Genomic DNA, 12,947 nt, shown 5'->3' on the forward strand with positions numbered 1-12,947 from the left:
CCTCGGTAGGCTGGAGTACCCCATTAGCAACGCCCTCTGAGATCCCCACTGTTTTGACGATGTGAGCTCCCCTGGTGGTCGAGCTCGAACCGCCCTTTTAACTAAATAAATATAAAACGTTGACGAAATATAAAAATGTAGATATTTTTTAAGCGTAGGTTATTTATTCAGTCGGTTCTTTTTCACCCTTTTGCTAAAGAGAGGCGTCCAATGAACGCTCCAGCCACTATCCCCGCACAGCAGCATCATGGTTTCACCCTTGGCCGCTCACCGCAGTCGGACCGCTTACTGCAACTGAGCTTCCCTAAGGAAACAGTGAAAGCGTTTCTTGACGCCGTGTCGGAATGGCCGGTTCAGGCACTGGAATATAAGTCTTTCCTGCGTTTTCGAGTGGCTAAGATTCTTGATGATCTGTGTAAGAACACCTTGCAGCCGGTGTTGATCGATACCATGGTGGATCGGGATACGGGAGCGTTTCTGGTGACGCCAGAGGGGCTGGATCAGGTTGAGCAGGCTGACGACATGGTGATATTCGCCACGGCAGTGTCTCACCTGATGGGACGCTCTAATTACGACGCCATGAGCGGCCAGTACTATGCGCGTTTTGTGGTGAAGAACGTCGATAACTCAGACAGCTACCTACGTAAGACGCACCGATACCTACGTCAGCCGCACCGCGTGATGGAGCTGCATAACGACGGCACGTTCGTGGAGCAGGACACCGACTACGTGCTGATGATGAAAGTTGACGAACAGAACATGCAAGGCGGCAACTCGTTACTGTTGCACCTCGATGACTGGGAAGGGTTAGACAGTTTCTACTCTCACCCACTGGCGCGTCGTGACATGCGCTGGACCGCGCCACCCAGCAAGAATGTTGATCGCGATATCTACCACCCCGTGTTCGATGTGGACACTGAGGGTCGTCCGATCATGGCCTACATTGACCAGTTCGTTCAGCCGAAGAACTTTGAAGAAGGCAACTGGCTAGCCAATCTTTCTGATTCGCTGGAAGGTAGCCAACATCAGCTATCGGTTCCGGTCGCCACTGGCAGCTTCCTGCTGATTAACAATCACTTCTGGCTGCATGGTCGCGATCGCTTCACCCCGCACCCTGACCTGCGTCGTGAGTTGATGCGTCAGCGTGGCTATTTCACCCATGCCAAAACACTACGTCAGCCGCGTCAGGTATAATCATTTAGAATAAGCTGGCCACCGCCATGACGGTGGCCATTTTCCCTTGGCTACCGAGACGCCTATGTACGACTACATTATTATCGGGGGCGGCATTCTTGGGCTGTCGACTGCCATGCAGCTGATCCGCGCCTATCCTGACAAGAAGATGCTGCTGGTTGAGAAAGAGGATGGCCCTGCCCGCCATCAAACAGGCCACAACAGTGGCGTGATTCATGCAGGGGTTTATTACACGCCCGGCAGCTTAAAGGCGCGTTTTTGTTTAGAGGGAAACCTCGCCACCAAGGCGTTTTGTGACGAACATAGCATTGCCTACGACGAATGCGGCAAGCTGCTGGTCGCCACGAATGACCTCGAACTCCAGCGTATGAAAGCACTGTGGGAACGCACGGAGGCTAATGGCCTGGAGCGGTATTGGTTGACGGCGGAAGAACTGCACGAACGTGAGCCTAACATCACGGGCGTCGGCGGTATCTTTGTCCCCTCCAGCGGTATCGTCAATTATGCTGAAGTGGCTGCCGCCATGGGCCGCGAATTCGAAGCCGCTGGCGGTGAGATCCGCTACAACACTTCAGTGACAGGCTTAAATGAGCGAACCAATGAGGTAGTGGTATCCACCAGCCAGGGTGATTTCTCTACCCGCTATATGGTGTCCTGCTCTGGCCTGATGGCAGACCGCGTGGTACGCATGCTGGGTATCGAGCCAGACTTCACCATCTGCCCGTTCCGCGGCGAGTACTTCCGCCTTCCCGCGCAGCACAATCAAATCGTTAATCACCTAATCTACCCGATTCCTGACCCTTCGATGCCGTTTCTTGGCGTTCACCTGACACGCATGATTGACGGCAGCGTAACGGTCGGCCCCAATGCGGTGCTGGCCTGGAAACGTGAAGGCTATCGAAAGACCGACATCTCGTTTTCCGACACGCTCGCCATGCTGCGCCACCGCGGCATCCGCCAAGTGCTGAAAGACAACTTGCGTCCAGGGCTTTCCGAGTTTAAGAACTCAATCTATAAAAAAGGCTACCTACAGCAAGTGCGTAAGTACTGCCCAAGCTTAACGCTGGCTGATCTTGAGCCTTACCCGGCTGGCGTGCGCGCCCAAGCGGTGTCCAACGATGGCAAGCTGGTCGATGACTTCCTGTTCGTCAACACGCCGCGTACTGTCAACGTGTGTAACGCACCCTCGCCTGCGGCGACGTCTGCCATTCCCATTGGGGCGTATATCGTAGAGAAAGTTAAGCAGCAGGTTGGCGATAGCGCCGCCGTAGTGAGCTAAGAGCCCACCAAGCTGCTTAGTATCAAGCCTATTTCGGGCGCATAGTTTGCGTCCGAAATATTATTAAGCGGTTACTTAGCCAACACTACGTAACGCCATCTCCATAGGCTGCATCATAAGAAATGAATCACTCCTAAGCGGCGTCGGCTGCCCCGTCGCCATAAACCCAGACGACCGATACAAGCAAACTGCCGCCTCATTACTGGTTGTAACGTCAAGCGCGAGACACTCACACTCTTTATCTATCGCCCAGGTTTCAATTTTACCCAGAAGCGCCTTGGCGATGCCTTTCCCTCTTGCCGCAGGCGAAACCCACATTTGGTAGATGTGAGCGGTTTCCACCTCTGGCGCATGTATCACCCCCCAAGCAAGCCCCACCGCCCGGCCACCCTGCTCTGCCACTAACGGAAAAGCCACAAGCCCCCGCGCGTTAAGATCTAAGCGCGCCCGCCAATCAGAATCCGACAATGCAGATTCCTGCTCGTAAGTGGCTCCAAACGAGTCAGGGGAATCCTTGAGCGATTCCAGCCTGACGGACTTGTACAGCGCCCAGTCTTCAGGGTTAAGTACTTTGATGTTGAAGTTTTTCATATAGGGGATTTGCTGCATGGTGTGTTGGTCTTGGATGGTTCAGGGCACTCCATCAGACATTATAAGCTTGCTACAAGCCGCTTTGGCCAGTCTCCGGCCGAGACTGCGTTAAAACGCAGCGCTCAAAGGGATTGCATCTTCGCATAGAGTAACTGCAGTTAATGGCTTTCCAGAATGAGAATCCACAGTCAAAGGAACTCCACCACCACTTCTTCCTAGCCAACCGTGATCAGACGATGATGATTAATGGAACAACCGAAGAAACAGCAGCAACCATTGATAGACCTCCTATACTGTGTATACCCACTGACGAAATACCAATCAAAGGGCCGCTGTGAAGATTGGGGATAGTCGCCAGCTTGGTCGTCCTCCTCAACTACCCGCCCGGCGGCCTCTTGTATGCGTCCCTACCCCGGGCATACCTCAAGGTGTTCGTCATGAGCCAGCCTTCGCAAACCGTAATAGAGAAATTTAAGGCCAATTTCTCGGGAAGCGTGATTCTTCCAGAAGATATTCAATACCAAGAAGCGCGTGAGATATGGAATGCCATGATTGATCGCAGGCCCTCCATGATTGCTTGCTGCACTTCATCTGACGATGTTGCCCAGTCTCTTAACTTCGTACGCCGACACGATCTGCCTTTCTCCGTACGCGGTGGTGGCCACAATATTGCGGGCAGTTCTGTCTGCGACAACGGCGTGATGATTGATCTCTCGCTAATGAAGAAAGTTGACATAGATCCAGCACTCCACCTTGCGTATGTCGAGCCAGGCTGCACACTCGCGGACTTCGATGTCTCTGCCCAAGCATATGGTCTTGCTACCCCATTGGGCATCAACTCCACCACAGGTATAGCCGGTCTGACCTTAGGAGGGGGATTCGGTTGGCTCAGTCGAAAATACGGTATGACCATCGACAATCTACTCGGCGTGGACGTAATTACAGCCGATGGTCGACAGTTGCACGCCAGTGAATCGGAAAACGCCGACCTTTTTTGGGGGATTCGCGGTGGAGGGAGTAACTTCGGCATCGTGACCCGTTTCAAATATCAGTTGCATCCAGTAGGTCCGAATGTGCTCTCCGGCCTTATCGTCTATCCCTTCAACGAAGCAAAATCGGTCATCACACAGTTCGCTCGCTTCACGGAAACGATGCCAGACGAACTCAACGTGTGGATGGTGACGCGCAAAGCGCCTCCCTTACCCTTTCTGCCCGAGGCTGTCCATGGAAAAGAGATAGTCGCTCTTGCCATTTGCTATGCAGGCGATCCCGTAGAAGGCGAGAAATACATTGAGCCGCTTAGAAAATTTGGTACCGCATACGGCGAGCATATTGGGGTGCAACCGTATATTGACTGGCAGCAAACGTTCGACCCACTATTAACGCCAGGGGCACGAAACTACTGGAAGTCTCATAATTTCTCGACGCTCGGAGAAGGGTCTATCGATGCGATCATCGAATACGCTGAGGTCTTACCGTCTTCACAGTGCGAGATTTTCATTGCCACGATAGGCGGTCAAACAGGCCGAGTACCACCCGAAGCGATGGCCTACTCGAACCGTGATGCTAACTATGTGATGAACGTGCATGCCCGTTGGGAGACGGCCGCCGAGGACGAACGCTGCATTAACTGGGCACGAGAATTCTTCACCCGGTCACAGCCTTTTGCCAGTGGAGGCGCCTACGTTAACTTTCTGACCGCGGATGAAACCGACCGTACTGCCTTTGCCTATGGTGCCAACTACGAGCGGCTGGTGGCGCTCAAGAAGAAGTTCGACCCAACAAACCTTTTCCGTATCAATCAGAATATCCCCCCGGCCTGAATGTCGTTTGAGTGATGAAGCCCTGCTCTTGATCCTTTCTGAGCAAAAGCTCGTATCAGCAAGCGCCCTTTCCAGGGCGCTCTGGTCTAATAACTACATCTATAAACTATCGAACTTTATTTATTAGTATATTTTTCGTTTCGACCAGAAGCGCCCTTTAAGCTAAATCCGGTTTTAACTCACTCCGATCAGTAATCCTCTAATACTGACTTCTCAGTGCCGCCTTCCACCTGTGGTGCTTTGAAGGCGGCAGCGAGAAAGTCAAATCGCACAGATCGATTGCGTTACCCGACATACTGCTCCGTAGAGATTACCGTGCCATAAGCGAATGCTAAGGCTGACATTATCGTTGCGTGAACCTGTGACGCCGGTACCGTCACTCCATCAAATTCAAGATCCAGCGTAGCGCAGGCATCGTGGATAATCGTTGTCTTATAGCCGAAGTCCGAAGCTGCACGACTGGTTGCATCGATGCACATATGGCTCATGGCACCGATAATGACGACCTCCTCAATATTTTTCTGATCCAACAACTCTTTCAAACCGGTCTCACGAAACGAGTTCGGAAAATTCTTAACGACTACTGTTTCCTGCTCCAGTGGCGCAACCATGGAATGAATGGCGACCTCTGGCGTACCGGGGGTAAAGAAAGGGATCTCTGGATCCGCAGATTCATGCTGAAAATAGACGACGAGATCTTTTGCCGACCGCGCATGCTCAATGACCTTGGCGGCATTCGCCGCTGCCTCCTCAATCCCCTGCAGCAACAGCTTGCCGCCGGGGAAATATTCGTTCTGGATATCGACGACAATGATTGCGCGCTTACTCATGGGGTTATTCCTTTTTCAGTAGTGGTTGCCAGTGTGTTGGTGCTTGGGGAATGAAGGCAGCAAGCCAACGTGCCAGCGTTAAGACGTTGATAAAAAGACACAGGCCGCCATCAAAGGCGACCCATGGCATTAAAAGGAGATGACTTCGCCATCAGCGGGGATAGACACGTGGTCCTGGATCCCAACTTCTTGCACGTAACCGGACAGCTCGTCACGGCTTAACGTCATATGGTTCACGGCGTCCATATGCACCGCGATGATCGCCGCATTAGGAGCTGCCTGATGCATACGTAGCGTATCTTGCTTACCCATGATGATTGGGTCACCTGTGAAGCCAGTGATCTCTGCGGCACCGGCATTCACGACAATCACCTCGGGGTTATAACGCACCAAAGCCTGCTCAACCTCGTCACGCCAGATGGTGTCGCCCACCAGGTACGTGGTTTTTTGCTCAGGGGCTTCGAAGACCACACCCATCACATCACCAAGGGTTTCCGCCAATTCAGGCACAGCGTAGAGCGTATCAGAGCCATGCTGACCGCCCGTTTTATGCAGTGTCACTCCACCAAATTCCACTTCTCCGTCCAAAATACGCACATCGCTGAAACCTTGAGAGCGAATAAGCTCGGCATCGGCAGCATTCTGTGCAAACAGGGGCATGTCCTTCGGCAGCAGTTCCTGGGCAGCATCGTCCCAGTGGTCGAGGTGTGTGTGAGTAACGATGATGGCGTCGACGCCGTCGGTTATCTCCTCAACGGGCATGGGCAGCCCCACCAGCGGGTTACGCAACTCGCTACGATAGGTATTTTCGAAGCCAGGATAAACACCCTGCTCGGCCAGCATCGGGTCTACCAAAAAGGTGGTATCCCCATAGGTAATTTTCACCGTTGCATTGCGAATCTGCTGCACCTGCTGCGTTGTCCCCTGAGCGTTTGAATCCGCAAAGGCGTTACCGGCAATGAGTCCTGTGGCGAGGACAAGAGAACTGGATAAGGTTTTGATAGGCATCTAACGACTTCCTTCAATACGTTGCTGGATTGATAGCAAGCAGTGTAGAGAGAGGCGGCTGACAAAAAAATTGGCCTGGAAGTCAGTGTTCGAAAATTTTGGGCCACCATGGTACGGTTAAGTTGAGAACAGCTTAGGAGTTACCCATGTCCTTACCCCGTGTAGGTTTAATTCTCCATCCCCGTATCACGCCTTTTCATTTCTCGGTGCCCTACACGGTGTTCGGCATGGCTTTCCCCGATCGCTCACTCTTCGACCTGACCATCGTCGCAGCTTGGGAAGATTCGCTAGAGAGCGATGAGGTGATGACAATAAAGCCCAATGGCGGCTTATCTCTCTTGGACAACGTGGATATAGCCGTGGTACCTGGCTGGCATGACCTGGATGAACCGCCACCGCCTGAGCTGGCCGAGGCGCTCATCCGCTGCCATGAACGGGGCGCTCATGTGGTGGGTCTTTGTTACGGCACTTATGCGCTGGCGTACGCTGGACTGCTCGACGGCAGGCGGGCGTCAACTCACTGGGTCGCCGAGCAGGATTTCAGTGACCGCTTCCCCAAGGTCAAGTTGGACACCAATGCGCTTTATGTAGAGGAGGATCGTCTAGTGACGTCCGCAGGCACGGCGGCAGGCCTGGATTGCTGCTTGTTCTTGGTGCGCGAATATTACGGCGCGAAGATCGCCAACAAGATTGCCCGCATCATGGTGGTTCCCCCACACCGCGAAGGTGGACAGGCGCAGTTTATTGAGCAACCCGTTGCCATCTCCACTCAAGACGCCCATATCAATCGCTTATTGGACTATTTGAGAGAAAACCTAGTCGGTTCGCATCGCATCGATGAGCTAGCTGCTAGAACCTCCATGAGCAGACGCACCTTCACGCGTCACTTTCAAAAAGCGACCGGAATGACGGTGGTGGAGTGGCTTGTCAACGAGCGGTTACGACGCGGGCGCGAGTTACTGGAAACCACCTCCCTGTCGGTGGAAGCGATTGCGGAACGAGTTGGCTTTCATACGGCAACGTCTTTCCGTCAACACTTTAGGCAGCATCATCAAGTCAGCCCACGCGACTGGCGTAAAACTTTTGGCGGCAACACCTGAGTTTTTCGGGCCAGAATTCCCTTAACCACGCTCATAGATTTTTGGGTGGACTGATAGGAGCTACCTTCAAGTCTCGTCGCATTTTCAGCGCTATCACATAGATTCGTCAAACGACGGTTTAGGCCAAGCCGTTGTTAACGGCCAGAAGCGGTCTTTTAGGTATCACTGATGTGGCGATTTATAACGCCCGCGTTACGGGCTGGTTTGTAGTGGCAGCGCAAAACCAGTCCCGGTACACGCGATTTAAAGGTTGTCAGAAAGGAACCTGACAAAGTGCATTTCGAGGCCGTTGCAGCGGCCCTTCAATCGTAGCCGGTAGCGTATCAAACGCGCATAACCGTGTTCCAATCTATACTGTGGCCAGCCGCTTCGAGTTCACGCGCAAGTGCCTCCTCCAGCTACCGTTGCTGTCCATCGTCTCCAACACAACTGTTGTCAACGCACTGAATCAAGAATATTAAAACACTAGGCAAGCGCCGGTACGACAACGCATACGCCGCACCTCGCTTAGTGAACGCGCAAACCTTCCGTCTGATAAAGCAGATTGACTTCTACCACCCGTCCTTCCAACAGGTGGCAATACTGACGAGTCTTGCCCGCTTCCTGGCGCGATCGCACCTCGCCGCCTTCCTGCTCACAGTAATTGACGGCAACCTGCTGCGCCTGGTTAGCACCATCAGTAGTACCTAGGGTCGAACATCCCGCCAGTGCCATCCCTATCAAAACCAACAGGCCATAACGAGCCATGTGCTTCTCCCTTTGCATTGTTACGTTGAACAGTGATTATTAGCAGCGCAAAACCCGCTGATATTCATTCATTATAGTCAACGTTCGGACTTTCTTGGCATGGCAGCCAGAAATGATGACCTGCTTCTAATATGTCGAAAGTCAGGTTGAATACGCTATCCCCCTGCCACCATCAAGGCGCTGCCAGCGCGTGACCGATTGGGTACGTTGATCACTTTTGTGATCCAATCCCCCGTTCTTGCCAGCGCGTTTAAATCAATGCCTGACTCGATTCCCAAACCCTCAAGCATATACACCACATCTTCGCTGGCCACATTGCCAGAAGCTCCTTTGGCATAGGGGCAGCCCCCCAAACCGGCGACGGAACTATCAATAACGCTTAGGCCCTCTTCCAGCATCGCATAGAGATTCGCAAGTGCTTGGCCGTAGGTATCATGACAGTGGGCGGCCAGGTTATTTATTGGCACCTGAGCGGCAACAGCCGCCAACATATGTTTGGCTTTTGATGGCGTTCCGGTGCCGATCGTATCGCCCAGTGATACCTCATAGCAGCCCATCTGGTATAGCGCCTTGGCAACTCGCGCCACCTGTAAAGGCGCGATCTCCCCCTCATAAGGGCAGCCAAGCACGCAGGAAATATATCCCCGTACACGTAGCCCGGCCTGGCGCGCATGCTCTACCACCTGCTCAAAACGCTCGAGCGACTCGGCGATAGAGCAGTTTATGTTCTTGTGAGAAAAGGCTTCACTTGCTGCGCCAAATACGGCGACTTCGTCAACATCGCACTCAATCGCTGCCTCAAGGCCTTTCAGGTTAGGTGTCAAGGCTGAATAGACAACGCCAGGGCGTCGCTCAACGCCCTGTATTATTTCCCGATGGTCTGCCATTTGCGGCACCCAGCGAGGCGACACAAAGCTCGCCGCCTCGATATTTGCACAGCCCGCCTCCACCAGGCGCTTGATAAACGCAAGCTTCAGGTGAGTAGGCACAAACGCCTGTTCGTTTTGCAAACCGTCGCGCGGACCGACCTCGACCAGGCGCACAGAGGATGGCAAGGCCATGTTGTCTCCTTAGTCGTTACGCAGCTGTTCAAGCAGTTGCTGGGCGATATCCACACGCACCTTGCCGCCATCCACAAGCAGCGCTGCGATACGATCAACTTCATCGTTCTCGGCCCCGGCCATTACCGCAATATTTTTAGCATGCAGTGCCATATGGCCCTTCTGAATGCCGGTGGTCGCCAGCGCCTTAATGGCGGCAAAATTCTGCGCCAAACCCACCGCGACAATAATACGAGCCAAGCGATCCGCTGTTTTAACGCCCAGAATATCAAGACAGTGCCGAGCACTAGGGTGCGATCGAGTAGCGCCGCCTACCAAGCCTACCGGCATAGGCATTTCTAAGGTGCCGGTCAGGTTCCCTTCGCTATCGGCTTCCCAATGTGTCAAGGAACGGTAACGCCCCGTGCGAGCGGCGTAGGCATGCGCACCCGCTTCTACCGCGCGGGTATCGTTGCCCGTTGACAGCACGACAGCGCTAACTCCATTCATGATGCCTTTGTTGTGGGTAGCTGCCCGGTAAGGGTCCTGGTCTGCGAAGCGATACGCGTTGAGCATACCGTCACGTACCGACTCCCCGCCAAGATCTTCTAGTTTCCAGGTAGCACGTGCGCGAGCAATGCGTCGATCAGCGAGGTTGGACAGAATACGCAGACAGCTGCGACCACGGCTCCACTCCGCTAGAGAAGGCGCGACAGCTTCCGCCATCGAGTTGACAGCATTGGCACCCATGGCGTCACGCACATCCACCAGCAGATGAACGATCAGCATGTTGTTGAGAACGCGCACTTCCAGGTCACGGAAACCCCCACCGTGCTGGAGCAGTACTGGGTCGGTTGCATCACAAATGCTTTTTACCTGTTCGAATTCGGAAAGCAGCCGAAGGCGTGCAAACTCGGGGTTAGGCACATCCAGCAACTGTACCTGCGCAATCATGATGGGTTCTGACGTATCGGTATGAAACCCGCCCAATGCGCGACACTGCCTGGCCGCATTACACACGGCGGCGACCACGGAAGACTCTTCGGTCGCCATGGGTACCAGCTGTTCCTCATCATCAATAATCAAATTGGTGGCAACGCCGATTGGCAGGTTCAGCGTACCAATGACGTTTTCGATCATGGCATCGGCAGTGGCCGACGAGATATTGCCCGTATCAGAGAAATGCGTGCGAACCTCGCTGCCGAGCTCAGCTATTTCGATGACTTTCTCAAGCCGCTCGCTGGGAGTAAGCTGATAAAAACCAGGAATGCGGGATGTGCTGTGTGCCATGAATAATGCCTCTGATCAATTGAGGTTGAATAAGTAAATGTGCCTGACGTGTACGATTTACCAAGAGTCAGCATATGCGTCAGGCATGGATCCAAACGGATTAAGCGATTAGCCCTAAAAGCCACGGTGCGGCATAAAGCGTCATGAACTGCACGCCATAGTTGACGCCCCAACGGTTGAGTAGACCTGCCATCAGTGCCAGCACCATCACGCCCAAAATGCCCATTACTCCGGCATCCATATAGGCAAGCAGCATGACCAGCGAGAAGAACATCGCCAGGAACGCTTCGTGAGGAATGTGCTTGAACACAAAGATGCAGATACGCCGCGCGTACCGAACCGCAATCGGGTAGGTAATCAGCAAAGCGACACCGGCACCCAAAATGCTGGCGATGGTAATTTCAGAAAAACTCATCAAGTGGTGAGCATTCTGCTCGAGCGTCAGTACCGGCGGTGCGTTGAAGAAGGCGTTGCCCGGGCCAATAGCCATCGGGCTCATCGGTATGCCTAGTGCCGCTAAGGGAATCAAGATGCCCGCGATGTAAGAGGCGTTGGTGACGGCATCCATTGAAGATAGCGCGCGACTAGCCTTATTGACCGTACCTTTCACCCAGCTCGACATTACTTCGCCCAGAAAGATCGTGATGCCGACCGGGCTCATGAAGAATGTGACCGAACCCAGGACAGAGCTAGCTGCGGCCGAGGCGGTTTCCTGACGCGTCAGAATGCGAAACGGATTGGGTAGCTGCCCTTTCTCATCGTTACCGTAGATCTGGATCTGCTTAGGCTCAGACTCCGCCATTTTATGGCGCTCACTGTTGACCGTGAGCTGTGCCAGATTAAACATCATCGGGCCAATGGTGATGCCCAAGAAGAACGAGATGAATACAGTCTGCCCTTCCGGAATGACGCCCATCCCCCAATACAGGTGCCGCAAGCCCTGAATCAATGCTGCCAGTAGCACAATACTGATCAGGCTGATGACTTTCTCCTTGCTCATCAGGGCAAGAAATACGGCCCCACCAAAGAAGATCTGGCTGGCATACTGGCCAAGCACATCGGCTAGGGGTGTCAATAGAAAAGCCAGAAACAGACTAATGGGGATCGCCACCAGCGTACCGATGACCGAACCGGACGCCATTTTACGAATCGCCAGGGTGGCATGACCTTCACGCTTCAAGATCAGTGCGTGCTCAACCATAGGTGCCGACATCACCCCTCCCGGTATACCGGCTACCGAAACGGGAATGGAGTCGGTCAGCTTCTTGGCAACAATGGCCGCCATAAAGAAAGCCAGCACCACGGGAAGCGGTATGCCCGCGACCACCAGCGCCAGCGTTACCGGAGCCAGTACGGCGGTTTCATCGGTACCCGGTGCAACACCAATCGCGGTATAAACGATGACGGCAATGATCGCAGCCGCCAACATTTGAAGTAATAAGACGGGATCCATGACTACTTATCCTCACCGGTTTGCAGCTGCCGCTTAGGGCGAAACAGCAGCGCATTGATGAAGAAGCCCAGAATAGCGCCGCTCAACCCAAGAATAAGAGGAAGCGGAGGCTGCGCTGGAGCAAGCAGATAGCCGCCTAGTGTTAACGGCGTCGAAATACACAGTGACAGCAGAAGATCTCTCCCACTCACCGAGTCATCCCACACATTGAGAAACCGATTCTTCTTTTCAGACATAGCGTGTCTCCTTGAATTTATTATGGATGTGTCTTTTTTAATGGAGCACATGATGGGTAAACTTGCTGAGTACTGATAGGTACAGTTGGAGAGATTGTACGAAGTACTGTACCCATCAAAAGACAGGTACACTGATTTCACCGGGCTTAACCCGTTTTGCGGAAGATACGGATCATGTCGAAATCCAGGCACGTGGCCGACACCATTCTCAAGGCTATCAACGAAGGCCGCCTTGCCCCAGGGGCTAGGCTCGCTTCTATACGCGAAGCCGCCCGGCAGCATGGAGTGTCAAAAAACACCATTGTGGATGCTTATGATCAGTTAATTGCGCTGGGCAGGTTGCGCGCCCGCCAAGG

The 12,947-nt window shown here is 53.5% G+C and carries 13 protein-coding genes; 5 read left to right on the plus strand and 8 right to left on the minus strand.

Going from position 1 to position 12,947, the window contains the following annotated elements; all coding sequences use genetic code 11:
- The first annotated feature begins 210 nt into the window (after window positions 1-210).
- Window positions 211-1,194 carry a glutarate dioxygenase GlaH gene (gene glaH / locus INT22_RS06365; RefSeq protein WP_193067901.1) on the plus strand — a complete coding sequence of 328 codons (984 nt, stop codon included), beginning with the start codon at window positions 211-213 and terminating at the stop codon, window positions 1,192-1,194.
- Between the two features lie 64 nt (window positions 1,195-1,258).
- Window positions 1,259-2,473: an L-2-hydroxyglutarate oxidase gene (lhgO, locus tag INT22_RS06370; protein WP_193060466.1), complete on the plus strand. Its 1,215-nt coding sequence runs from the start codon at window positions 1,259-1,261 to the stop codon at window positions 2,471-2,473.
- Window positions 2,474-2,548: 75 nt separating this feature from the next.
- On the opposite strand, the gene INT22_RS06375 is transcribed toward lhgO, so the two are convergent.
- Window positions 2,549-3,082 carry a GNAT family N-acetyltransferase gene (locus tag INT22_RS06375; RefSeq protein WP_193060465.1) on the minus strand — a complete coding sequence of 178 codons (534 nt, stop codon included), beginning with the start codon at window positions 3,080-3,082 and terminating at the stop codon, window positions 2,549-2,551.
- Between the two features lie 419 nt (window positions 3,083-3,501).
- Between INT22_RS06375 and INT22_RS06380 the strand changes: the two genes are divergently transcribed.
- Window positions 3,502-4,887, plus strand: a complete 1,386-nt coding sequence (locus INT22_RS06380; RefSeq protein WP_193060464.1) for an FAD-binding oxidoreductase — start codon at window positions 3,502-3,504, stop codon at window positions 4,885-4,887.
- 284 nt (window positions 4,888-5,171) lie between these two features.
- Here the strand turns inward: INT22_RS06380 and INT22_RS06385 are convergent, their stop codons facing one another.
- Window positions 5,172-5,717 carry a cysteine hydrolase family protein gene (locus tag INT22_RS06385; protein WP_193060463.1) on the minus strand — a complete coding sequence of 182 codons (546 nt, stop codon included), beginning with the start codon at window positions 5,715-5,717 and terminating at the stop codon, window positions 5,172-5,174.
- Between the two features lie 129 nt (window positions 5,718-5,846).
- A complete protein-coding gene (locus tag INT22_RS06390; protein ID WP_193060462.1) occupies window positions 5,847-6,725 on the minus strand; it encodes an MBL fold metallo-hydrolase in 879 nt (292 codons plus the stop codon).
- Between the two features lie 146 nt (window positions 6,726-6,871).
- Between INT22_RS06390 and INT22_RS06395 the strand changes: the two genes are divergently transcribed.
- A complete protein-coding gene (locus tag INT22_RS06395; RefSeq protein WP_193060461.1) occupies window positions 6,872-7,825 on the plus strand; it encodes a GlxA family transcriptional regulator in 954 nt (317 codons plus the stop codon).
- Between the two features lie 507 nt (window positions 7,826-8,332).
- Here INT22_RS06395 and INT22_RS06400 read toward each other — a convergent pair.
- The 5 genes from INT22_RS06400 to INT22_RS06420 form a co-directional block, all read right to left on the minus strand.
- Window positions 8,333-8,572: a DUF333 domain-containing protein gene (locus INT22_RS06400; protein WP_089038588.1), complete on the minus strand. Its 240-nt coding sequence runs from the start codon at window positions 8,570-8,572 to the stop codon at window positions 8,333-8,335.
- Window positions 8,573-8,727: 155 nt separating this feature from the next.
- Window positions 8,728-9,633: a hydroxymethylglutaryl-CoA lyase gene (locus INT22_RS06405; protein ID WP_089038589.1), complete on the minus strand. Its 906-nt coding sequence runs from the start codon at window positions 9,631-9,633 to the stop codon at window positions 8,728-8,730.
- Between the two features lie 9 nt (window positions 9,634-9,642).
- A complete protein-coding gene (locus INT22_RS06410; protein ID WP_193060460.1) occupies window positions 9,643-10,902 on the minus strand; it encodes a hydroxymethylglutaryl-CoA reductase, degradative in 1,260 nt (419 codons plus the stop codon).
- 100 nt (window positions 10,903-11,002) lie between these two features.
- Complete coding sequence (locus tag INT22_RS06415; RefSeq protein WP_089038591.1) at window positions 11,003-12,355, minus strand: tripartite tricarboxylate transporter permease; 1,353 nt, start codon at window positions 12,353-12,355, stop codon at window positions 11,003-11,005.
- A gap of 2 nt (window positions 12,356-12,357) precedes the next feature.
- Window positions 12,358-12,591: a hypothetical protein gene (locus INT22_RS06420; protein ID WP_089038592.1), complete on the minus strand. Its 234-nt coding sequence runs from the start codon at window positions 12,589-12,591 to the stop codon at window positions 12,358-12,360.
- A 174-nt stretch (window positions 12,592-12,765) separates the two neighbouring features.
- On the opposite strand from INT22_RS06420, the gene INT22_RS06425 reads away from it, so the two are divergent.
- A partial coding sequence (locus tag INT22_RS06425) for a GntR family transcriptional regulator (protein ID WP_193067903.1) occupies window positions 12,766-12,947 on the plus strand: 182 nt, incomplete at its 3' end.

Origin of the sequence: Halomonas sp. 3D7M, from assembly GCF_014897885.1 — a bacterium.
Classification (GTDB): domain Bacteria; phylum Pseudomonadota; class Gammaproteobacteria; order Pseudomonadales; family Halomonadaceae; genus Vreelandella.

What these genes read in the sequence shown, in the direction of transcription:
- glaH (WP_193067901.1), top strand. Translation starts at nt 211, where the DNA reads ATGAACGCTCCAGCCACTATCCCCGCACAGCAGCATCATGGTTTCACC.
- lhgO (WP_193060466.1), top strand. Translation starts at nt 1,259, where the DNA reads ATGTACGACTACATTATTATCGGGGGCGGCATTCTTGGGCTGTCGACT.
- INT22_RS06375 (WP_193060465.1), bottom strand. Translation starts at nt 3,082, where the DNA reads ATGCAGCAAATCCCCTATATGAAAAACTTCAACATCAAAGTACTTAAC.
- INT22_RS06380 (WP_193060464.1), top strand. Translation starts at nt 3,502, where the DNA reads ATGAGCCAGCCTTCGCAAACCGTAATAGAGAAATTTAAGGCCAATTTC.
- INT22_RS06385 (WP_193060463.1), bottom strand. Translation starts at nt 5,717, where the DNA reads ATGAGTAAGCGCGCAATCATTGTCGTCGATATCCAGAACGAATATTTC.
- INT22_RS06390 (WP_193060462.1), bottom strand. Translation starts at nt 6,725, where the DNA reads ATGCCTATCAAAACCTTATCCAGTTCTCTTGTCCTCGCCACAGGACTC.
- INT22_RS06395 (WP_193060461.1), top strand. Translation starts at nt 6,872, where the DNA reads ATGTCCTTACCCCGTGTAGGTTTAATTCTCCATCCCCGTATCACGCCT.
- INT22_RS06400 (WP_089038588.1), bottom strand. Translation starts at nt 8,572, where the DNA reads ATGGCTCGTTATGGCCTGTTGGTTTTGATAGGGATGGCACTGGCGGGA.
- INT22_RS06405 (WP_089038589.1), bottom strand. Translation starts at nt 9,633, where the DNA reads ATGGCCTTGCCATCCTCTGTGCGCCTGGTCGAGGTCGGTCCGCGCGAC.
- INT22_RS06410 (WP_193060460.1), bottom strand. Translation starts at nt 10,902, where the DNA reads ATGGCACACAGCACATCCCGCATTCCTGGTTTTTATCAGCTTACTCCC.
- INT22_RS06415 (WP_089038591.1), bottom strand. Translation starts at nt 12,355, where the DNA reads ATGGATCCCGTCTTATTACTTCAAATGTTGGCGGCTGCGATCATTGCC.
- INT22_RS06420 (WP_089038592.1), bottom strand. Translation starts at nt 12,591, where the DNA reads ATGTCTGAAAAGAAGAATCGGTTTCTCAATGTGTGGGATGACTCGGTG.